Origin of the sequence: Pedobacter ghigonis, assembly GCF_903166585.1 — a bacterium.
GTDB lineage: Bacteria > Bacteroidota > Bacteroidia > Sphingobacteriales > Sphingobacteriaceae > Pedobacter > Pedobacter ghigonis.
In genome coordinates, this window is record NZ_CAESCM010000012.1 from 24698 (window position 1) to 47792 (window position 23095).

20 protein-coding genes are annotated in these 23095 nt (G+C 39.2%); 6 read left to right on the forward strand and 14 right to left on the reverse strand.

Annotation, left to right across the window (positions count from 1 at the left end):
- Positions 1 to 102: 102 nt before the first annotated feature.
- Entirely contained in the window at positions 103 to 2556 is a 2454-nt protein-coding gene (locus HWV58_RS17060) for a mechanosensitive ion channel domain-containing protein (protein ID WP_175635250.1), read from the reverse strand.
- A gap of 186 nt (positions 2557 to 2742) precedes the next feature.
- Between HWV58_RS17060 and HWV58_RS24450 the strand changes: the two genes are divergently transcribed.
- The 3 genes from HWV58_RS24450 (at position 2743) to ettA (ending at position 5498) form a co-directional block, all read left to right on the forward strand.
- Positions 2743 to 2994 carry a hypothetical protein gene (locus HWV58_RS24450; protein WP_235972752.1) on the forward strand — a complete coding sequence of 84 codons (252 nt, stop codon included), beginning with the start codon at positions 2743 to 2745 and terminating at the stop codon, positions 2992 to 2994.
- A 2-nt stretch (positions 2995 to 2996) separates the two neighbouring features.
- On the forward strand, positions 2997 to 3554 hold the full coding sequence (locus HWV58_RS17065) for a hypothetical protein (RefSeq protein ID WP_235972753.1): 558 nt from the start codon (positions 2997 to 2999) through the stop codon (positions 3552 to 3554).
- Positions 3555 to 3818: 264 nt separating this feature from the next.
- Positions 3819 to 5498: an energy-dependent translational throttle protein EttA gene (gene ettA, locus HWV58_RS17070; protein WP_175635251.1), complete on the forward strand. Its 1680-nt coding sequence runs from the start codon at positions 3819 to 3821 to the stop codon at positions 5496 to 5498.
- Positions 5499 to 5604: 106 nt separating this feature from the next.
- On the opposite strand, the gene HWV58_RS17075 is transcribed toward ettA, so the two are convergent.
- From HWV58_RS17075 to HWV58_RS17105, 7 genes are all read right to left on the reverse strand, one after another.
- The gene (locus HWV58_RS17075; protein WP_175635252.1) at positions 5605 to 5991 is read right to left on the reverse strand and encodes a hypothetical protein; all 387 of its coding nucleotides are present in this window, start codon (positions 5989 to 5991) and stop codon (positions 5605 to 5607) included.
- Between the two features lie 20 nt (positions 5992 to 6011).
- Positions 6012 to 6359, reverse strand: a complete 348-nt coding sequence (locus HWV58_RS17080) for a hypothetical protein (RefSeq protein ID WP_175635253.1) — start codon at positions 6357 to 6359, stop codon at positions 6012 to 6014.
- A gap of 351 nt (positions 6360 to 6710) precedes the next feature.
- Entirely contained in the window at positions 6711 to 7448 is a 738-nt protein-coding gene (locus tag HWV58_RS17085) for a GDSL-type esterase/lipase family protein (protein ID WP_175635254.1), read from the reverse strand.
- Positions 7449 to 7499: 51 nt separating this feature from the next.
- Positions 7500 to 10193, reverse strand: a complete 2694-nt coding sequence (locus HWV58_RS17090; protein ID WP_175635255.1) for a TonB-dependent receptor — start codon at positions 10191 to 10193, stop codon at positions 7500 to 7502.
- Entirely contained in the window at positions 10177 to 10410 is a 234-nt protein-coding gene (locus HWV58_RS17095; RefSeq protein WP_029274124.1) for a DUF1456 family protein, read from the reverse strand. Before HWV58_RS17095 ends, HWV58_RS17090 begins: the two co-directional genes overlap by 17 nt.
- Positions 10411 to 10600: 190 nt before the next feature.
- Complete coding sequence (locus tag HWV58_RS17100) at positions 10601 to 11905, reverse strand: DEAD/DEAH box helicase (protein WP_175635256.1); 1305 nt, start codon at positions 11903 to 11905, stop codon at positions 10601 to 10603.
- A gap of 50 nt (positions 11906 to 11955) precedes the next feature.
- Positions 11956 to 12174, reverse strand: coding sequence for a hypothetical protein (locus tag HWV58_RS17105; protein ID WP_175635257.1), 219 nt, complete (start codon positions 12172 to 12174; stop codon positions 11956 to 11958).
- A 216-nt stretch (positions 12175 to 12390) separates the two neighbouring features.
- Here HWV58_RS17105 and HWV58_RS17110 point away from each other — a divergent pair, with 216 nt between their 5' ends.
- Together HWV58_RS17110 and HWV58_RS17115 are read left to right on the forward strand one after the other, a co-directional pair.
- Complete coding sequence (locus HWV58_RS17110) at positions 12391 to 12864, forward strand: ribonuclease H-like YkuK family protein (protein ID WP_175635258.1); 474 nt, start codon at positions 12391 to 12393, stop codon at positions 12862 to 12864.
- A gap of 198 nt (positions 12865 to 13062) precedes the next feature.
- Positions 13063 to 13530 carry an SRPBCC family protein gene (locus tag HWV58_RS17115; RefSeq protein WP_235972754.1) on the forward strand — a complete coding sequence of 156 codons (468 nt, stop codon included), beginning with the start codon at positions 13063 to 13065 and terminating at the stop codon, positions 13528 to 13530.
- 14 nt (positions 13531 to 13544) lie between these two features.
- Here HWV58_RS17115 and HWV58_RS17120 read toward each other — a convergent pair whose 3' ends face one another.
- The 6 genes from HWV58_RS17120 to HWV58_RS17145 form a co-directional block, all read right to left on the reverse strand.
- A complete protein-coding gene (locus HWV58_RS17120; RefSeq protein WP_175635259.1) occupies positions 13545 to 14126 on the reverse strand; it encodes a DUF4468 domain-containing protein in 582 nt (193 codons plus the stop codon).
- A gap of 95 nt (positions 14127 to 14221) precedes the next feature.
- Positions 14222 to 15241 carry a porin gene (locus HWV58_RS17125; RefSeq protein ID WP_175635260.1) on the reverse strand — a complete coding sequence of 340 codons (1020 nt, stop codon included), beginning with the start codon at positions 15239 to 15241 and terminating at the stop codon, positions 14222 to 14224.
- Positions 15242 to 15278: 37 nt separating this feature from the next.
- Positions 15279 to 16685: an ammonium transporter gene (locus HWV58_RS17130; protein WP_175635261.1), complete on the reverse strand. Its 1407-nt coding sequence runs from the start codon at positions 16683 to 16685 to the stop codon at positions 15279 to 15281.
- A 346-nt stretch (positions 16686 to 17031) separates the two neighbouring features.
- Entirely contained in the window at positions 17032 to 17979 is a 948-nt protein-coding gene (locus tag HWV58_RS17135) for a TIGR01212 family radical SAM protein (protein ID WP_175635262.1), read from the reverse strand.
- Positions 17980 to 18120: 141 nt separating this feature from the next.
- Positions 18121 to 18696 (reverse strand): hypothetical protein, encoded by a 576-nt coding sequence (locus tag HWV58_RS17140; RefSeq protein ID WP_175635263.1) that lies wholly within the window; start codon positions 18694 to 18696, stop codon positions 18121 to 18123.
- Between the two features lie 326 nt (positions 18697 to 19022).
- The gene (locus HWV58_RS17145; protein WP_175635264.1) at positions 19023 to 20465 is read right to left on the reverse strand and encodes an APC family permease; all 1443 of its coding nucleotides are present in this window, start codon (positions 20463 to 20465) and stop codon (positions 19023 to 19025) included.
- A 259-nt stretch (positions 20466 to 20724) separates the two neighbouring features.
- Between HWV58_RS17145 and HWV58_RS17150 the strand changes: the two genes are divergently transcribed.
- Positions 20725 to 22971 (forward strand): sodium-translocating pyrophosphatase, encoded by a 2247-nt coding sequence (locus tag HWV58_RS17150; RefSeq protein WP_175635265.1) that lies wholly within the window; start codon positions 20725 to 20727, stop codon positions 22969 to 22971.
- Positions 22972 to 23095 lie beyond the last annotated feature (124 nt).

Sequence of the window (23095 nt, forward strand, 5' to 3'; positions counted from 1 at the left end):
GCTTGTATTGTGAAAATGCACTGATAATTACATTAAAACAAGGTTAGAAAGCCTATTGCCTGCTACTAAAATCCAAAATAACTTATTACAACAAATATCCTGTTATTCTTCTTTAGGATAGCGAACCGTAATTTCCTGCTGCTGAAAAGGAATACTGATATCACTAGCTTTGAAAGCCTCGTTAATGGCAACAATCAGATCGCTTTTAGTTGAATTTGCCTGGCCAATGTGCTTGGCCCAGAAATAGATTTTAATATCAATGGCACTACTGGCAAACTGTTCGAACTGAACCACCGGACCAGGGTTTTTAGCAATCCGCTCCTCTTCTCCCAGTACCTGCATTAAAACCTGTCTGGCTTTTTCAAGATCGGTTTGATAGGCAACGCCTACAATTATTGATACCCGCTTGCGGTTTCCACCCAACGACCAGTTAATGAGATGTGCATTGAGCAAATCGCCATTGGGCATAACCACATCGGCACCATCCCAGGTCGAAATTACGCTACTTCTAAACCCAATCGATTTCATGGTGCCTCCCTGCCCGTCAATATCCACAATATCGCCAACGTTTACCGGTTTTTCGAAAGCAATAATTAACCCACTCACCAGATTGTTTACCAAAGTTTGCAAGCCAAACCCAATACCCACCCCCAAAGCACCGAGAATAATCGTAATCCTGTCGACCGGTATACCTGCAGCTGCAATAGCCAAAAACAGACCAATGGCGAGAATCGCAATGCGAACCAAAAGCAACCAGCTGCCAATCCCATAGCTTTTTTGATCATCCTTATGCTCCAAATGTTTATCGGTAGCAAAAAACGATACCACCTTCGAAACGATTAACGAAATCACAATAATGACAATAAACAATAAAACCGTATTGATGCTAAAGGTATAGTCGCCTATGGTTCTATCGACACTAAAAAACTCTTTTAAGGGTTTCGAAAAATAGTTATACGCCGGAAAGTTACGTCCGAACAATACAAGCCAACCTGCCACAAGTAAACCATAAAACAATAATGGCGCACGCTTTCCAACTTTAGAAAAGTTGAGGTAAAACAATTTTTTATCCTGGCCAGCGTAGATGTTGAAAGCTAAAAACAGTCCTTCGTTAATTAGTCTAACCGTCCACAGAAAAAGTATGGCCACAACCACATTTAAATAACCGCTAATAAATAACGTTTTAGCCAGATTATACCTTCCTAATATATTCGACAGCATCGAAAATACTTCCAGCAATACCATAAACCCAATCGAATATACAATCCATTTCTCCCTTAGCGTATCCCTCTTCCCTCTAAGCAAGGTAAACAAACCGAAAATTACCCCTGCGGCAGAAATGATCAGAATCAGCCATCTTTCGGTTCGCGAAGCCTGCAAAACCAGGTTATCAACTGCAGCGAGCATAAAAAGTATCACCATGCAAGTCCAAACCCTCATCCAGTATTTATTGATAAACTTGCTGAAAATGAAACTTAGCGATATGCAGGAAATTATCCAGAAGATGACATTGAGTACAAAGGGTGGCGACCTGAAAATAAACTGGAATATACTGATCACAATGAGCAGTGCCGATAAGAACGGATACCTGATTACCAGCTGTCCATCCATATCTGCTCGTAACAGATTCGATTCGGTATAAATATTTTTGAGCGACTTAAGGTAAGTATAAGACAAAAAAGCCAACAATAACAAAGTAAGTAACTTCCCATAATTGTTCTCTGCATAAAAGCCCAAAGTCATGCCGCCCTTTACCCAAGAGTGCGACAATATTTCGCCAAAAGGCCGGTAATGTCCCTCCGGGCCTAAAATATCGCCAAACTCACGTTTAAAATTATTGTCTGCCATTTTTTCCTGGTAGGCAGCTATTTCATCTAAATGGTTCTGCAACTTAAACACCGTAACATTTACCTGAGCCAGCAGACTTTGAATATTGGTATTGGCAATTTTAAGCATGCTGTCAACCGGTTTAATTTCTTTGGCTACAAGCACAACCTTTTGCAGGTATTTCATTAACGAAACTGAATCTTGCGGAAACTTAAAAAGTGCCGGCTCGCCCGACAATGAATCGAGCTGGTAGCGGAAATTATTAAGCTGCTGCTGATTGGCATCGAGACTGAGCTTCCGGGCATTCGCTTTATTAAGCAATTCGGCTAATATTTTTGATGTTGCAGTTAGGTTACGAAAAGTTTGAGCGGTACCTTTATTGATAAAAACCCCATCGCTTGCCTGGATAAAATCATCATCTATTTCTTTAAGTTCGGTTTTTATACCGGGTGTATCCAAACCGTTGTTCAGGTAGTTTTTCGCCTTTTGTATGGCTTTTCTGGCTTGCTCAAATATCCTGATCTGATCAATTGTTGCTTTATCAGCAGCTAATTCTGCTTTGCTCTTATTAGCCGAATTTTTGGCAAATTCCTGCATCCGCTCTACAAAGCTGCGTTTCAAACTATCAACAGGCTTAAGTGTATTTAGGCTATCCTTATTTTGTGCCCGGGCCATGCTAAAGGCAAACGATAGCACTAAGGAGAGGAACAACAGGTTTTTGATTTTCATAAGTGGCGTAATTAATATCAATAATACAAAATTATATCAATTAGTTTTAGGTACCTGCATTTGGAAATTTCACTTCAGAATCGACTTGATTTTCATCACAATGCATAAAAATTCAGGGCTGTTATCATTATATTTGGTTCATAAACCTATTAACATAAAAAAATACATTTATTTATTTTAGCGATATTGCTCTCGCTCAATGTTGTTGCTCAAACTAAAACTATCCGGGTAGATATTGTTCAAAAAACCAATGGTGAAGAAATGAAGGGGAAAGTAACGCGGATTACCGACACCGATATCTCTTTCGTTTACGCTGGCGAAACCCTTGAGTACTCAATCAAAAAATCCGATATCCAGAAAGTAACGTATGCCAGTGCCCGTACAGAAGTTTTAGCCAAGCCAGTCTTCCGGCACAAGATCGTCAAAAAGATCAGGTAGCCATGAGTGCAACGCCTGTTGATCATCATAACAAAATTGCTATTTTGCCCTTCACATTTCTAATAGATAACCAGCCCGGTGCCGATGAAGTGGGCTATAAAGCCCAGGAAGACACCTACAGCATCTTATCTCAGCATTCGGCAGGTTACACCATTTTGGATCCACGTACTACGAATGCCAAATTAATCCAGGCGGGTATTACCAAAGAAAAAATCAGAGGTTTTTCAATGAAAGATATTTGCGATGCCTTAGGCGTAGAATACATTATTGACGGCAGCATTACGCAAAATAAAGGTTATCAAACCAGTACTACCAGCGATAACTCCAATACCAAAATCAAAAGAAACGACAATGATAAGATTAGCGGTGGTTCAACTTCGAGTTCGAGTTACAGCAGTGCTGCACAGCGTTACGATGTAAGTGTTGGCCTTCATATTTATATGGATAACAATGCCAGTATTTACAACCAAAACCACAAGGCCTTTTTCTCCAATACCGATGGTTCGTACAGCAGTCCTTTAGAATACCTCCTAAAACGTTGTCCGTTATACCGCAAATAAGAACTCAAAATCTTCGCTTTGAAGGTGGATTGTTACTTAAAAAATTAAAAACAGGGTTTCTGCACACCGCAGAAACCCTGTTTTTCTTTCTGTGCTACTTTATTGAGTTTACCCAAATAAAGCCCTTTGTAATAGCCTTGTTGTTTCTATCTTTGTAGCGATTTGATTTTAACCCATTACAAATGTTGTTGAACAAATCTTAAATCTAAATAACCTCTTTTATAAAATACAAAGTTTAAAAATTATTAAAATCATATAAATACTATGTCAGACGAGAAAATCATTTTTTCAATGGCGGGTGTAAATAAAATTTACCCTCCACAAAAACAGGTTTTAAAAAATATTTATCTTTCTTTCTTTTACGGTGCCAAAATTGGTGTAATTGGTTTAAACGGTTCTGGTAAATCGTCTCTTTTAAAAATCATTGCTGGTTTAGATAAATCTTATCAGGGAGAAGTTGTTTTCTCGCCAGGTTACTCGGTGGGTTATTTAGCTCAGGAGCCAATCCTTGATCCCGAAAAAACCGTTCGCGAGGTGGTAGAAGAAGGTGTTGTAGAAGTTACGGCTATTTTAAAAGAGTACGAAGAAGTAAACGAAGCTTTCGGTCTGGAAGAAAATTATTCTGATCCGGATAAAATGGACAAGTTAATGGCCAGACAAGGCGAGCTTCAGGATAAAATAGATGCTTTAGGAGCCTGGGAAATTGATTCGAAACTCGAAAGAGCGATGGATGCTTTGCGCTGCCCTGATCCGGACACTAAAATTGGAGTACTGTCAGGTGGTGAGCGCCGCCGTGTAGCCATGTGCCGCTTGTTGCTTCAACACCCTGATGTATTACTATTGGATGAGCCTACCAACCACCTTGATGCCGAAAGTATCGACTGGTTAGAGCAGTTCTTACAAAATTACGAAGGAACCGTTATTGCAGTTACCCACGACAGGTACTTCCTGGACAATGTGGCCGGATGGATTTTAGAGTTAGATCGTGGTGAAGGTATTCCGTGGAAAGGAAATTACAGCAGCTGGTTAGACCAGAAAGCAAAACGTTTGGCTCAGGAAGAAAAAACCGAAAGCAAACGCCAGAAAACTTTAGAACGCGAGCTGGAGTGGGTACGTATGGCGCCAAAAGCCCGTCATGCAAAATCAAAAGCACGTATTGCCAACTACGATAAATTAGCATCAGAAGATGGCAGAGAAAGAGAAGATAAACTGGAGCTTTTCATTCCTGCAGGACCGCGTTTGGGTAATGTTGTAATCGAAGCCACCAATGTAACCAAAGCTTATGGCGATAAAGTATTATTCGATAACCTGAATTTCTCACTTCCACCTGCGGGTATTGTAGGTATTATTGGTCCGAATGGTGCCGGTAAAACCACTTTATTCCGTTTAATTACCGGACAGGAAGAGGCCGATGAGGGTACTTTCCGTGTAGGCGAAACGGTTGAACTGGGTTATGTAGATCAGATGCACAACGATTTAGATGCCGATAAAACTGTTTACGAAAACATAACCGATGGTTTAGATAACATTCAATTGGGCAACAAGGCAGTTAACGGACGTGCCTATGTTTCTAAATTCAATTTCAATGGTGGAGACCAGCAGAAAAAAGTAGGTATTTTATCAGGTGGAGAACGTAACCGTGTGCATTTAGCCATTACCCTGAAAAAAGGTGCTAACGTACTATTACTCGATGAGCCTACCAACGATATCGACGTAAACACTTTACGTGCCCTCGAAGAAGCTCTTGAGAACTTTGGTGGCTGTGCGGTAGTAATCAGTCACGACAGGTGGTTCTTAGACCGGATTTGTACGCATATCCTTGCATTTGAAGGTAACTCGGAAGTGTATTTCTTTGAAGGTAACTACTCCGACTACGAGGAAAACCGCAAAAAGCGTTTGGGTGATGTTACACCGAAACGCATCAGATATAAAAAATTAAGTTAAAGCAAAAGTCCCGACCAAAAATCGGGACTTTCTTATTTGAGAGATTAGCGTTAATAAAAAACTTTCAGAATAACTCAAGTTTAAAAACTTGAGTTATTTATAGCCATTACATAGATGCTGTAAATGGAGCCAGTCTTTGGGCTTCTTTTGCTTTTCTTTTACCTCTGAAAAAGAAATACAGGTTAATAAACAGCATGATGCCAAGGTAAATAGCAAAGCCACCAATTTTAGAACTTAGCGCTTCGATTAAGTTCCTGTAATCGTTTGTGCTGATGCTAATTTTCATAATCAAAAGGGCAAAGCCAATATTCAACAGGTAAAACCCCGTTTCAAAAAGTTTATTGGTTGCAAAAGCTATTTCTTCGCGGCCTTTAAAAATATCGAGCATGTACACTTTACTATTTTTAAACAGCGTTTTTGAAACATAAAAAGTTAAGAAAAGTACAACAGGTAAATAAACTGCATAACCGATTAAAATTTTTGTCGTTTCCATAATCCGGATTTTTTAGATTGTTATTTAATTAATTTATGAATGGTATTGGTGAGCAAAAAGATATTTAAGTAATGAAGCACCGAGAGGATGCAAATGATAGTCGCTACTTTTATAGCCATGATTTCAATAAGCTGTAAAGATGAGGTGATGGTCTCCCAGCCAATCAGTGTCATACTGCAGTAGCCAATATTTACCAGATAATAAGCTACCAGTAATGATTTATTAATCTGTTGACAGAGTTCCAGATGATCGGGTATCAGTTCGGCTACGAAAACATTGCCATTGCGATAGCAGATTTTTCCCACCACCACAATGATGAATACGATGATCGAAATAAAAATGCTATAGCCCAGTATATTGTAATCCATGATAAGTTGATTTAACGCCAACAACAAATTAAACTTTCAGGAAAAATTGAAAATATGGATTAAAAAAATTAGGCCTTCCCCTACCTGTTTCTATCACTTTTCTTTCCCACTTTTGTTGATGTAAAATTAAATCAATATTATTGAAGTTTCAAATATTATTGAAAGTTTATTTTGTAATTATTGAAGGATATATGTTGAATGAGGGAATATGTGTTTGCCTAAAACATTCAATCACTCAAAACTCGATTATTTTATTTTACAGTTATTGAAGGATTAAATGTTGAATGAGAATAAGTGCTTTGCCTAAAACATTCAATCATTCAAAATTCAATCATTTATTAAAGCTCAGCCCTAGTGCCTGTTTTTAAGGGCTTTTTTAATCGCCACTTCGGTTACGGTTTCCATTATTTTATAACCTGCCAGATTGGGATGCACTCCATCAACCGTTAATTCGGCTTTTTGGCCGTTAAGTTCATCAACTAAGGGTGTCCAGTAATCTAATATGGTAAAATGTTTTTGTTTGGCATAAGCTACAATCAGCTCATTTAGCGCCATAATTTCTTCGGCGGCATGTATGCTTTTATTCCATGGATACTGGTAAACCGGCAGGTATTTGCAAAGGATAACTTTAATATGATGCAGTTTGGCCAGCTCTGCCATGGTTTTAATGTTATCCATTATCTTTTGGTTGGTAACATGGCCTGTATTACCTGCAATATCGTTACTTCCGGCTAAAATAATTACCGCTTTTGGCTTCAGGTTAATCACATCCTGCCTGAACCGGATTAACAGCTGTGGCGAAATCTGTCCGCTTATCCCCCTATCTAAGTATGGTTTATTGTTAAAATATTCGGGATCTTTCTGTTTCCAGAATTCAAAAATCGAACTCCCTAAAAATACTACCCTCTTTTCCTTCCGTTTTGGCGGCAATAAAAGCGCATTTTCTTTCTCATACTTGGTAAGCGCGGCCCAATCATCGGCAAAATTTTCCTTTTTCGGTTTGTTTTTTAACGAATCGGCATCAACATTTTGCGCAGATAAACTGCCTGTGGCAATCACCAAAAGGAAAAATAGGATATAGCTTCTCATAAGGCTTTAAACGGTTTAAAAGAACCGCTAAACTAAAATTTAATTTCAGGTTTAATTCATTTCGCCTGTATTAAAGTTGTTAAGCCTGCTCTTGATTCTTTTATCGCCAAATTTGCTGATATTATAGGTAAGTGTGGCTTGTACAAATCGGCTAATGAACCGCGTTCTGTTCTCGGAGATGGAATTGTTCGTAATACTGGTTTGAAAAAGTGCCCCTTGGTTAAACAGGTCGTTTGCCTGAACCGCAAAACCAAGCCTGTTATCTTTTAGGAAATTGGCATTCATGCCCATATTTACCAATAGCGGATTGCCGGCATTTAAATTATAGCCAAAATTAAGACTTTTGGAGGCTGAGGCGTTCAACCTGAAACGCTTGTTCGGAATCCAGCTTGCACCACCATTTAAAGCCAAAACCTGTACGTTTTTAATGTTCTGGTTCAAAATAGAATAAGTGTTCGAACTAAAACTGTACGATATACTGCTGTTTACCGAAAATTTCTTCTCGTTAAGGCTAAACCTGAATGCGTTCGAGAGGTTTATTCCGCTGCTCCTGTTTAATACATTATCGGTATAAAAAACATTGTGACTGTAAGCTACATTCCCATTTAACGACAGGGAAAGTTTATTGGTCATTAGGCGCTTGTTTAACGAGTAGTTGCCGCCAACATTATAAATGCCATTTACATTTTCGTAGGTAGTTTGCTGTTTTAAACTGTTTAGTGTATCTCTTAAAAAAATGGTATTGCTCACTACGCTGTTAAATGCAAAAGAACCCGATAAGCCTGCCATAATGCTCCAACCCGATTTGGCTCCAAACTGGTTATAACTGAGATCGGCCGAGTGGCTTGTAGTGGCCTTCAGATCAGGATTTCCAATAATGAGGTTTTGCACATCGTTATTGTTGCGGATAGGCTGAAGCTTGTTAAAATCGGGCGAACTGGTATAGCCATTATAACCAAAACTAAAACTCCGGTTTTCTTTAATCTGGTAGCTGAGATTACCTGAAGGCGAAAAATTTAACTGATAATTGCGCAGTTGCTGCCCGGTATTCTGGTATTTACCTATAATAATGCTGGGCGAAAAATTTAACCCGAAATTATAACTGATCTTTTTCGCATTTGTATTAAAACCAATGCTAATGTTCTGGTTAATAAAATTCGAAACGTAATCCTGTCCCAGCGAATCGACCAGAAAGCTGGCACCAAATTTATCGGTGACGGTAGTATTTTGGGTATTCTGGCTCCTGCTTACCGAAAAGCGGTACGATAAATTGATAAAGCTATACCCTGTGCTATCGTTAGCCCGCTTTAAAGAATTGGAAAACTGAATGTTCCCTCCTATGTTCGAACTGCGGGTATCATTTTCAACCAGGCGGTTTAACAGCGAATCTTTAACCAGTACATTGGTTGTTTCGTTGTAATAACGGATAATATCATTAATGCTGCTGCTTGATTTGCCCTCGTTGGTATTAAAATTAAAGCCCATTGACAGCGACCGCCTGTTGTTTGACAAGCGTCGCGACCAGTTAATATTTCCACCGATATTGGGGCTATTGCTTCTAGAACCGGAGTTAGAAATAAGATCTTGCTTAATAATCCCTGTTTTATCGGAAGTTGAAAAAGCATTGTTTTTGCTGCTGCCCAGCGAGCCAGAAAGCGCCGCATTAAAATAATTCTTTTTTGTAGCCCCGTTTAGCCCAAGGTTTATGTTGTTATTAAGTGAGCTGCTATTGTTGGCACTCTCTCTTAAATCGTAAATGGTTCCTTGCGGATTAAATGTTTCGAGATAGGTGCTTTGAATAGAATTGTTGCGGTTATTGTTAAAGTTGTAATTGGCGTTAACACTAAACTCCTTAGAAATTTTATCCCTGATATTTCCGTTTAAGCTGGCATTATGCAGTTTACTAAACTCGTTATCGGTTAATCCGTAGCGGCCACCAAAACCGATTTGCTTTGTTTTTTTCCAGATACTCCCGTTGGTTCCAAGGTTATGTGCATTATTTGTAGCCGATGATACATTTACGCCACCAAATACACCTTTATCCATCCCTGGCTTGGTAACCAGATTCAGCATTTTTTGAGGCGTACCCACTTTTATGCCTGTAAAATTGGCTTCATCACCATAATCGTCTATTACCTGCAGCTTGGCAATAATATCAGCTGGTAACTGCCTGATGTAATCTTCTACATTGCTGGTAAAAAAATCTTCGCCATTTACCCGCAGCTTGGTCATTTTTTTACCCATGGCGGTAACGGCACCTTTTTCATCAACCTCAATGCCTTGCAGTTGTTTCAGCAGGTCTTCTACCTTGTCGTTTTCCCTTACAGTATAGGCACCTGCATTGTACTCGATGGTATCCTTTTTAATTTTTATCGGATCGACTTTTACTTTAACCTCTACATCTTCTAAATGTATGGGTTCTGTTTTAAGCACAATGGCTTCCAAAACCGTTCCTTTTTTTGAAGGCTCGATTTCGTAAACAGAAGCATAAGGTTTGTAGCCCAAAGCTTTTACCACAAGATAAAACTTATTGCTTTTTACTTTCGGAAAGGAAAACCCTCCCTTGCTATCCGAAGTAGTACGCAGGGTATCTTTATCCGTCGTTACCTGAATACTCACCCCTTCGACAGGCTTTTTCAGGGAATCGGTTACAGTACCATTTACTTTAGATTGAGCGCGCGCGTTAAAAGAGAGAATAAGCAGTACAAAAAATAATAAAAAGCAGAAATTATTGCTTTTTTTCATCCCTTGGGCCCCTTTTATAAATTACAAGACCATTTAAAAAATTACGCAGGATCTGATCGCCGCAGGGCTTAAAATTTTCGTGGTCTTCATTTCTGAAAATATCGCCCAACTCCGCTTTGGTTACCTTAAAACCCACTAAATCGCAAATGGTTATAATATCTTCTGTTTTAAGTGATAAGGCTACTCTAAGTTTTTTTAATATATCGTTGTTGCTCATGCGGTTTGGATTGTAAAATGAATGGTTTATTGGGTGAGTTATTGAATGAGTGTTTTAATGTTAGAACGTTTTAAAGTTGAAATGTTGCAAAGTTTGAAAGTTTTAATTCTCGAATGTTGGAATGTTACCCTCACCCAATAAACTAATGACAAATAAACTAATGACTATTGAACCAATGAACGTATAAACCTCAACTCGCTATATCTAATTTAAGTTTCTTTCCTTTAATTTTTTCGCCGTTTAGCTTTTTTAACAATTGGGTTACCTTGCTTCGTTTTACTGCTATATAACTGGTAGTATCTTTAACCTCAATTAAACCTAAATCGTCTTTGGTTAAACCTCCCTTTTGTAAAAACAGTCCAACAATATCAATCTTGTTAATTTTATCTTTCTTACCATGGGCAAGATATAAAGTTACCCAATCGCTCGCCTCAGGCAAGTCGTAACGATCTGATAAGATTTCCTCTTCTATATCTTCGGGCAGGTATTTGTAGTTTTCTTCGCTCGTTAAAATGGCATAGGCTGTTCCTTTTGCATGCATACGCGCCGTACGACCGTTGCGATGAATATAAGCATCTTCGGTGTAAGGCAACTGGTAATGCACAATATGTTCAACCTCCGGGATATCTAAGCCACGGGCAGCCAGATCGGTAGTAATTAAAATTTTATGACTCCCGTTCCTGAATTTCAGCAGTGCTTTTTCGCGGTCGAATTGTTCCATACCACCATGAAAAACATCGTGGCCAAGGCCATGCTCAAACAACAAATCGCTAATACGGTCTACAGTTTCGCGGTGATTACAAAAAACGAGTGTGTTCTTATTCCCTATTTTACTCAGCAGCCTGAACAGGTAATCGAGTTTATCGGCAGCTGTTGCAGTTATTTTCTTCAGCTTTAAAGCTGGTTTAACGGCTACGTTTTTAGAAAAATCAACTTCAGCAGGCGCATTAATTTTAACGAAGGCCGGAATTTCTTCCATTTTGGTAGCCGAAGTAAGGATGCGCTGCTTCAATGAAAGTAATGAGCCGATGATGTACGACATATCGTTTTCGAAGCCAAATTCCAGCGATTTATCAAATTCATCTAAAACAAGTGTTTCGATAAATGATTCGTCGAAATTCTGGTTATCGAGGTGATAAGCAATCCTGCCCGGGGTGCCAATGAGTAGCGCCGGCGGATGTGCGAGATTGTTTTTTTCTACACGTACTGCATGACCGCCATAGCAGCAGTTTACCTTAAATGAGGTGCCCATCTGCTTAAATACCTGTTCAATTTGCAAGGCCAGCTCGCGCGATGGCACCAAAACCAATGCCTGAACACCTTTAACACCTTGCTTTAAATTGGCCAGTACAGGCACTAAAAAAGCCAGCGTTTTCCCCGAACCGGTTGGCGCAATTAATACCACATCTTTACCGGTTTTGGCTGCCTGCACGGCAGATTCCTGCATCTGATTCAGTGCAGTAATATTTAGTTTTTTTAAGGCATTTGCTATCATTCGGCCATAAAGGTAAGCATTTCTGTTTATGGCTAAATCTAACTTAAGGCTTAGTGCTTAAAAAATCTGGTCCGCAGTTTACGGAGGGTCTCAAAATTTAATCTTTTATCTAACAGCATCAGCATCCTCCCACGCAGCGATAGCGACGAAGCCAGTTTCTCGTTAACAGCATCAACTGATGATAAAATCCTGTCGGTCAATTCATCTGCGAATTTATTGGCCCTGCTGTTCTGTAATAACTGTAATTCCTGAATTAATTCTGCTTTCATAATATAAGAATTGTTGTTGATTAATGTAAATATAACGACTCTTATATGCATTTGTTTCAAAAATTAGCGCCATAAAACGGACTATTTTTACTAACTTGTTGATAACTAACTTTTTGTTAGCAAATAAACAATCCAGCCTTAACACATATTTAACTTTTAGCGCCTATTTTTAATAAAAACCTGATTACCATTTATTAACCTCAAAAACTACAATGTATGACGTGGAAAAAATTTAGTGGTGAAGTGATCCAATCTTCGATCCTCGAAGAAATTGAAAAAGCAATTATCAGAGAAACGGAAAATGGCTTTAAGCTAAAAGTTTGCATCGGTACCGACTCGCAGGTTAAAGGGGCTGTAACCGATTTTGCAACGGTTATTGTGCTGCTAAGAGAGCATCATGGTGGTTTTATGTACATCCATCAGGAAAAAAACTCAGCTCAGGTAAGTATTAAGGAAAGGATGTTAATGGAAGTGCAAAAATCGATTGAAACAGCTTACTCTATTTGCGATTTACTTGATATTTATGACGTGGCTTTAGAGGTGCATGCCGACATCAACACCAACCCATCATTTAAATCGAACAAAGCACTTAACGATGCTATGGGCTATATCTTAAGCATGGGCTTTATTTTTAAAGCCAAACCAGAAGCATTTGCCAGCTCTACCTGTGCCGATAAAATGGTGCATTAATTTCTAAATATCAGACCTAACAGGTTTTTAAAACCTGTTAGGCCTTCAAGAATCACGAAGCTCAGCGAAGCTAAATCTGCCATGGTAGATCTCTCCGTTCCACTGCGTTCCAGTCGAGATGACGATCTTTCTTTGTGTAATTGCGGTTAACAATCAACAAAACCGCATCTTTGCTGTTGTCTTTTTAAAACAAAAGCTTTGAAGACTTATAGATTAGAGTTTACACAAAAACTTCCTGTTGATCTGGCTGCAGCCTGGGATTTTTTTTCTTCGCCAATGAACCTGGCAGAGATTACGCCAACCGATATGACCTTTGATGTAACCTCGCCAAATATGGAAGGCACCAAAATTTACCCCGGGTTGATTATCACCTACAAGGTTGCACCGATAGCCGGCATTAAATTGAACTGGGTTACCGAGATTACACATGTAAAGGATCAGGCTTATTTTATAGATGAGCAACGCTTTGGTCCATTTGCATTCTGGCATCACCAGCACCATTTCGAAAAAATAGAAGGAGGGGTTTTAATGCACGATATTTTGCACTACGGCATTGGCTGGGGACCAATTGGTGCTATCGCGGATGCAATTATGGTAAACAAAAAAATAAATGAAATTTTTAAGTTCCGCTACCAGAAAGTGGCTGATTTATTTGGCACATTGTAACTGCATGCCCCCTGTTACCACTGTTTAGTGGAAATGGTTTCGGATTTCTTTTTTGCTGGTACCACTACCCTGCTGGTAGCCATAAACTTTTTAAATTCGGTGCCCAATTTCTCTATTTTGACATAAGTGCTGTTTAAAATATCTTTCCATGCGCCTGCGCTTAGTTTGCCCGGTGTACGCTCTAAAGGAGTGCCTATTTGGGTAGTTGCTACAAAATTTCCATACCGGTCTCTCTGATATGGAATAAACGTGAAATCGGTTAACCAAAAGCGGTATTTTCCATTTCTTAGCTGGCAAATAAACTGATAGCTTACCTCGCCACTCGGGTGACCGGCAACCAATATGGTTTTATCGATTACCGTGGTGCCCTTGGCCGAAACCGAAGAATCGCTAACACTTTCCTGGTGCATTGTTTTTTTGTACAGCACATTTACAAAAGCTTTAGCTCTTTGCAGCAAAGTATCTTTAGTTACAGTTTGAGAATCGACAACCTGGTAATAAATAAACTTTCCGGAATCATCTTTCGAAAACTGTTGTTGCTGCGCAGCTAACCTGATTGAAAAAGTGGCGAGTACAATAAAAAGGATATATTTCATGCAAATGGGTTAAACAATTAATCTGAATAGGTAAAGTTACTAAAAAGCCGCCCCGAATTTAATTGGGACGGCTTAATATTTAATTTGTTTCTTTCTTAGAATGCATAAACTGCGGCTAAAGAAAACTGACCAGCGTTTGGAGCTGCTGCGCCACTTTCTTTAAAGAATGGTTTATCGCCACTGTGGTCTAATCTTACCTCAGGGATGAAGGTTAAACCGCCTGATTTAATGTTTGCGGTAAAAGTTACAGCAGTATATTTTAGTCCTTGCACAGGGCCAACATTTTTATACTTAAAGTACTCACCTCTTAAACCTAATACTACGCCATCGGCAACTGCATACTGAGGGTAAAGGGCTGCACCAGCATAACCACCACCATCGTTATCGATATCATAATTGGCAGCGTTTAAGCCTAATTTAAACTTCTCTGTAATCTGGTAAGAAGTGGTTAAATCTTCAATAGTACCATAACCACCTGCTCCAGCTCCCGATAATACGTTTAGGTAAGCAGTCCAGCCTTCAACCGGGGCAACCATTAACTGGCCACCAACTGCAGAAACACCACGGGTTGCGCTGTAAAGATTCCAGTCGTTAAATACACCAGCCATTAAACTTACTTTATCAGAGAATTTATAAGTGGCTTTAATACCTGCATTCTGGAATGGGCCATTGGTAAATAAATACGAAGTAGAGTAGTTAAAGTTACCCACCGGCGAAATCACTTCGTAACCGATAAATGTTCCCATGTAACCAGCTGTCATTGAAAACTTGTCGGTAAAATCGTAGTTTACGTATAGGTTCTGAATGTTGAAAGATGAACCTCCGGCAGCTGCATCAGGAATTGACTGCGACTGACCTCTCGGACCGAAAGAAAGTTCGCCAACAAACGATGCTTTACCAGTTTTCTTCTTCAATGCAATATCAATCATTCCTAATGAAACCGAATTGTGATCGCTAGCAAAAGATGTGGTAATGTTGTTTGGTTTTTTGGCAAAATCGTATTTAAAATAGGTATCAACCGACCCTGAAATTTCAAGTGGTGATGTAGTTGTTTCCTGAGCCAGGGCACAGCTTGCGCTGGCCATCGCGAAAATAGCGGTTAAGATTTTCTTCATGTTTGAGCTTATTTTTGAGTTTAGATATTAAAAATCCTTAAGAGATTGCTTCGGTTATCGGACTGTTTTTTTCGATATAGATGGCTCTTTCTTCAACCAACAAAGTACCTTGTGAGTATTTTTCATCATGTTGAGATGCATCAAGACCGATTTCTTCTTCTTCATCAGAAACCCTGATTGGATTAATCAAGTTTACTAATTTGAAAATCACGAAAGATACAATGAAACTGAATGCGATTACAATTACAGCACCTTTTAACTGCGTTACAAAGAAAGCAGGGTTACCATAAAATAAACCATCGGCACCAGCAGCATTAACTGTTTTGGTTGCAAAAACACCTGTTAACAACATACCAACAATACCACCCACACCATGGCAAGGGAAAACATCTAAAGTATCGTCTAAGCTGGTTTTTTGTTTCCATGAAACAGCAAGGTTAGAAATTACAGCAGCAATTGCACCAATAAAGATACTTGAAGGAATGCTTACGAAACCAGCACCTGGGGTAATGGCTACCAAACCTACAACCGCACCGATACAAAAACCCAATACTGAAGGTTTTTTACCACGCGCTACATCGAAGAACATCCAGGCTAAACCGGCAGCACCAGCAGCAGTATTGGTAGTTAAGAATGCAGAAACTGCTAAGCTACCAGCACTTAAAGCCGAACCCGCGTTAAAACCAAACCAACCGAACCATAATAAACCAGTACCAATTAATACATAAGGAATATTAGCAGGCGGCACTTCTTTATGCTCTAAGTGAGATTTTCTACGTTTTAAAACCAATGCTCCAGCCAAAGCAGCCATACCAGCAGAAATGTGAACTACGGTACCACCAGCAAAATCTAATACACCCATTTTAAATAGGAAACCTTGTGGGTGCCAGGTCCAGTGTGCCAAAGGAGAATAAACGAATATGGCGAACAATACAATAAACAGGATATAAGAAGTAAAACGGATACGTTCTGCAACAGCACCTACTACTAAACCTGGGGTAATGATGGCAAACATTAACTGGAAAACCGCAAATAAAGAAAGCGGAATAGTTAAATCGGCACCACCCTGAAGGTGAGGAGCACCAGAGTTAACCCCTTTAAAGAACAGGAAAGTTGAAGGGTTACCAATGAAACCACCAATAGTATCGCCGAAAGCCAAACTAAAACCAACTACTGTCCATAAAACGGTAATTACACCTGCAGCTACCACACTTTTAATCATGGTAGAAAGTATGTTTTTACGATGAACCATACCGCCATAGAAAAACGCCAGACCTGGTGTCATTAAAAATACAAGCGCAGCGGCGATTAAAATGAAAGCTATATCAGCCGCACTGTACTTGCCTTCGTCGAAATTAGGTAGAAGTGGAGTAAATAGAGCTAAAATTGCGACAATCATCAATATCGCGAAAGGCGCATACTGTTTAAAGGAGAATCTACTCATAGTTTTTAGTTTAATTTGTTTGTACTATTTAAATATTTGAAAATGTTGTCATTTATTTTTATAAAAATACGACATATTGTATTTTTAACACCATAAAATTGAATTTTTCGTATAAAAATTGGTGATTTTTATAAAACACAACAAAAAAATAGCTCAAAAATGAAAATAGTAAAAAAATCAGGTGTTTTAGATATGAGTTTTTAATAAAAACAAAAACACAAAATACCTGAACTTTATCCGTTTTTAACCAAAATACATCTAAAAACGGCGATAAAAATCATACAAAAACAAAAAAACACATGAAATTTCATGTGTTTTTATAAAAAATAGTAAAAAATATCAGTTTTTAACCAAAATACTCAGAACCCTGCACAACTCCACGTTTTTCGATTTCTTTATCCATATAGGTTTGAATAGCCGATTTATTCAGCCCCCAATTCGGCGCAATTAGCAAATCCCAGTCTGAAATACCAAAAAGACGTTGAATTACAATGTCCGGGCGTAGTAGCGGAATGAGTTCGCATAGCAAATCGGTATATTCTTCGAGCGTAAACAATTTAAAAGACTCTTTTTTGTACTTAGCACCCATAATAGAACCATCTACCACATGTAAATGATGAAATTTTACGAATTTAATCTGCGGAAAACGGTTAATCTCATGAATATAGCCGCGCATTTGCTCCCTTGTTTCCCAGGGGAAGCCAAAAATGGTGTGCACGCACAAATCAAGCTTGCTATCTTTTAATAGTTCGACTGCCGCAACAAACTCGCCGTGACTACAGCCCCGGTTAATCTGATCGAGCGTTTCATCGTAAATAGATTCCATACCCATTTCGAGATCTACATCAAAACGATCGGTATAACTTTCGAGTAAAGCCACTTTTTCTGCATCAATACAATCCGGGCGTGTACCCACAGCAAAACCTACAATATCTTCGGTATTGACAGATAAAGCCTCATCGTACATCATCTTTAAATAATGTACCGGTGCATAGGTATTGGTATTGGGTTGAAAGTAGACAATGTATTTATCTGCCCGGTAAGAATTTTTCGCCCTCAACATGCCTTCAGCAAGCTGATCTTTAATATTCGGGTTTTTTCTGGATGGCTCAGGCGTAAACGAATCGACGTTACAATACGTACAGCCACCGTAGCCCTTGCTCCCATCTCGGTTAGGGCAGGTAAAACCGCCATCAACAATTACTTTAAATACGCGCTGCCCTTTATACTTCTCACGCAGGTGCGTACCGTAATTTTTATATCCTTTTATACCTAAATCTACCTGTGTTCCCATTTGCTGCAAAAATACGCAATTAGTTTTACAATGCTAATTCACTACAGGAAGATGTGAAAAGGATGAAAATTGAGTGGCAAAGTGCCGCTACATTAATTTATACACTGCAAATTCTTTAATCTTTATCAGCCTATCCATCCTTTATTTATACTTTAAAACCTCTACTGTAATTACATTTGCCTGGCTTAACTGCTTATTATGGTTAATTGTTAGCTTTAATGCGGTTGCATCATCAACTTTTAAATTTACCGGCAGTGGCTGCCCGGTTGCTGCAATAGTAGCGTCTTCTTTTTTAAGTTCTCCAAAATGGCTGGTAAAATCGGCCACCCGGGAGGAATCGGAAAGTGATTTGGGCAAAAGAAAAATGGCACCTGCCTTAACTGGATTCGCAGAATCGTTATTACGATAAGCCTGCATAATGATACTGGCCTCGTTAGCCTGTTCACCGGCAAAAACAACTAGCTGCAAAGAGGCCGGCGCTACCTGGTTTAACGCTTCAATATGGCTTTGATCAAAATCTGTTAAAGGCAATTTGGCTATTTCATCAATATAGTTAATAAACATTTGCAGCCTGGAGACTTGCTGATTCTCTGAAGCCTTAGTCTGATTTGTTTCTTTGTACTCTTGCTTCGCATTATTACAACTCATGAAAGTAGCAATCATAAAAATACCCAGGCTTATTGAAAATACTTTAAGGCTAACTGTTGAATGTAGCATACATATATATTAAGGTAAAGGATATATGGTTTAATGTGGCTTAGCTACATAACCAGACCAAACATCAAGCCAAAACGAACACTATTATACTTTATTAATAACATGAAACCCAAACAATAAACGAACAGCAAACACAAAAAATTACCTAACGGCCCACAAAACTACTTCCTTAAACTTTTAATACACCTGGAAAGAAGGTTTACCAACTAAATGTTGACCAATAATATAGCCGGGTTTCAATACCTGGGTTAGCAACTGAAACTCAAGAAACAAAAAACCTCGCAGTTTTATAATCTGCGAGGTTTGATATGGAGTAATGTATTATTTTACCCTTGTGGCTCTTTTTTATTAATGAAAAAATAAACAGGAACGCCCAACAATACTATTAGTAAGCCCGGCCAGGTATATTGCTGCTTATATATTAATAGTAAGATACAAAATGCTGCACCTATTATTAAGTAAATTACTGGCGTAACCGGATATAACCATGTTTTATAAGGTCTTTCTAAAGCAGGTTTTTTAAACCTTAAATAAATCACACCAAAAACAGTAATCATATAAAAGAGCACAATAACAAAAGAGATCATATCTAAAAGGTTACCGTATTGTCCGCTTAGACATAAAACAGATGCCCAAATACCCTGCATCCAAAGTGATTTTTCGGGAACACCGTTTTTATTATTTTTAAGTGCTGCTTTAAAAAACATTCCATCTTCGGCCATGCTTTGAAAAACCCTTGCTCCTGCCAGCACGATTCCATTAACGCAACCAAAAGTAGAAATCATTACTAACACCGCAATTACAATTGTACCTATTCCGCTACCGAAAATCTGTTCTGAAGCTACAACGGCTACCCTATCGTTTAATGCAAAAGCAATACTATCTCTGTTAAGCGTGTTGAGATATACAAAATTCACCAATAAATAAAGGATCATTACTGCAGTAGTACCTAAAACCATCGAACGCACCACATTTTTCCGGGGGTTTTCGATTTCACCCGAAACAAAAGTTACGTTTTCCCAGGCCACGCTCGAAAATACCGAACCTACCATTGCGGCTGCAATCCCACCCATAATAGTTATTCCAGAAATAGACTCCCATCCTGATTTCAGGAAATTTCCACTTGCATCTGTTTTAAGGTTATTGAAAGCGCTTGTGCCAAAACTCATATTTTCGCTCCAAAAATTGCTCTTAACCAATAGGAAACCTAAAATAATTAAACCAATCAAAGCTATAATTTTAGATCCCGTAAAAATGTTCTGCAATAATTTACCGCTTTCAACACCTTTTGTATTGATATAAGTTAAAAGCAGGATAACACCAATAGCCAAAATCTGTATCCAGGTAATTTTGTAACTGCCACTTTGAAAAAGCGGCGCGGCATCGTTAAGCGCAGGTATTAAATAAGCTGTAAACTTACCGAAAGCAACGGCAACAGCTGCAATAGTACCGGTTTGAATAACCGTAAATAATCCCCAACCGTAAAGGAAGCCCATCATCTTACCAAAAATCTCTTTCAGGTAAGTGTATTGCCCTCCGGCCTTAGGAAACATTGATGAAAGTTCGCCGTAAGAAATTGCTGCTGCAACGGTCATTACTCCGGTAATTACCCAAACAACAATCAACCAGTATCCGGAGCCCAGATTGCGCATAATATCAGCGCTAACAATGAAGATACCACTTCCAATCATCGAGCCCATTACCAGCATCGTCGCATCAAAAAGGGTTAATTTTCTCTTGGAAGTCCCTTCTTCGTTTTGAATTTTCATATTGTTCAGTTCAGTTTGATTTAGTTTAGGGGCTAATTTATTTTAAAAAAACGATAATCCATGTATTATTTTAACGGAACATATTTTATTCGCCAGTACATTTATATACGGATGATAAATATTTTATTAACTTGCTAGATATAAATGTGGTGAGACAGGTGCGTAAGGCTAAAAAGCTAAAACCTTATTTCGTAAAAAACAGTTTAAACCTATTATAAACCCGCAAAACAAATAACCAAATATAAACCAATTATTTACTATGGATTTTTTACAAAACAATTTACTTTACTGTATTCCGGCCCTGGGCCTTGTCGGTATTATAGTTATGATGATTAAAAGTGCCTGGGTAAGCAAGCAGGATGCGGGCGACAAAAACATGCAGGAGCTTGCCGGTTACATCGCCGATGGGGCAATGGCTTTTCTAAAAGCCGAATGGAGGGTATTGAGTATTTTTGTGGTTTTTACAGCGGCTTTACTAGCCTATTCGGGCACCATTACCGAAATTAATGGCATTCCGATGCATTCGAGCTGGATAATATCGATCTCCTTTATTATAGGTGCGGTATTTTCGGCAACTGCAGGTTATATTGGGATGAAAGCGGCAACTAAAGCCAATGTACGCACCACACAGGCTGCAAGAACCAGTTTAAAACAAGCCTTAAAAGTATCATTTACCGGCGGAACCGTTATGGGGCTTGGTGTTGCCGGCTTAGCCGTTTTAGGCTTGGGCGGTTTATTTGTTGTATTTCTAAAGCATTTCAACGTAGTTTCGGTTAACAGTACCGAAATGAAAACAGCCATAGAGGTTTTAACAGGTTTCTCATTGGGAGCCGAATCTATTGCCTTATTTGCCCGCGTGGGTGGAGGTATCTACACTAAAGCCGCCGATGTAGGTGCCGATTTAGTTGGTAAGGTTGAGGCGGGTATTCCGGAGGATGATGTACGTAACCCTGCTACCATTGCCGATAACGTAGGCGATAACGTAGGTGATGTTGCCGGAATGGGTGCCGATTTATTCGGCTCGTATGTAGCCACCATCTTAGCCACCATGGTTTTAGGACAGGAAATTGTAGTAACCGATAACTTTGGCGGCATGTCGCCAATTCTTTTACCAATGGTAATTTGCGGTTTAGGCATTATATTCTCCATCATTGGTACCTGGTTTGTAACCATTAAAGATGAAAAATCAAACGTACAGAACGCCCTGAATCTGGGCAACTGGTCATCAATAGTCATCACAGCAGTAGCTTCTTTCTTTATTGTTAAATGGATGCTGCCCGAAACGCTGAGCCTTCGCGGTTACGAGTTTTCTAGCATCAATGTGTTTTATGCCATTATTGTGGGCTTGGTAGTGGGTACCATTATGAGTATTGTTACCGAATACTTTACCGCTATGGGCAAAAAGCCGGTTAACTCTATTATTCAGCAGTCTTCTACAGGTCATGCAACCAATATTATTGCAGGCTTATCAGTAGGTATGAAATCTACGGTTATTCCGATTTTGGTATTAGCCGGTGGTATTATGGCTTCTTATCATTTTGCAGGTTTATATGGTGTGGCCATTGCAGCAGCCGGAATGATGGCTACTACAGCCATGCAATTAGCCATTGATGCTTTCGGACCAATTGCCGATAATGCCGGTGGTATTGCAGAAATGAGCCAGTTGCCACCAGAAGTACGCGAACGTACAGATAATTTAGATGCGGTTGGAAATACCACTGCAGCTACCGGAAAAGGTTTTGCCATTGCTTCTGCGGCGCTTACTTCTCTAGCCTTATTTGCGGCCTTTGTTGGTATTGCAGGTATTTCGGCTATCGATATTTATAAGGCGCCCGTACTGGCCGGTTTATTTGTTGGTGGTATGATTCCCTTTATTTTCTCAGCCCTATGTATACAGGCTGTGGGTAAAGCTGCTATGGATATGGTACAGGAGGTACGCCGCCAGTTCCGCGAAATTCCGGGTATTATGGAATACAAAGCGAAACCAGAGTACGAAAAATGTGTGGCCATTTCTACCAAAGCTTCTATCCGCGAGATGATGATGCCAGGAGCCATCGCTTTAATTACGCCTGTAATTGTGGGCTTTACCTTTGGCCCTGAAGTTTTAGGCGGATTATTAGCCGGCGTAACGGTTACCGGTGTGTTAATGGGAATTTTCCAAAGTAATGCAGGTGGTGCCTGGGATAATGCCAAGAAATCTTTCGAGCAGGGTGTAATGATTAACGGAGAAATGCACTACAAAAAATCGGAACCACACAAGGCTTCGGTTACGGGAGATACCGTTGGCGATCCTTTTAAAGATACATCGGGGCCTTCGATGAACATTTTAATCAAATTAATGTCTATCGTTTCACTTGTTATTGCACCTTATATCGCAGTTAAGGCAATTGCTGGCGAACACCGTACAGAAGTTCGCAAAGAAATCAGAATTGAGCAAAAAACCGATAGTTTAGGTCATACAATTACCGATACTTTAACCAATACCACAGACACATTACAGCGTTAGTTGTAAAAACCTAGATAGAAAAAGTGTAAAAGGGATTTTTAACTATCATCCCTTTTACTTTTCCGTAATTTTTATTTAGGTTTGGAGCTTATTATCATAAAATAAACAAACTTAAAGACTAAAC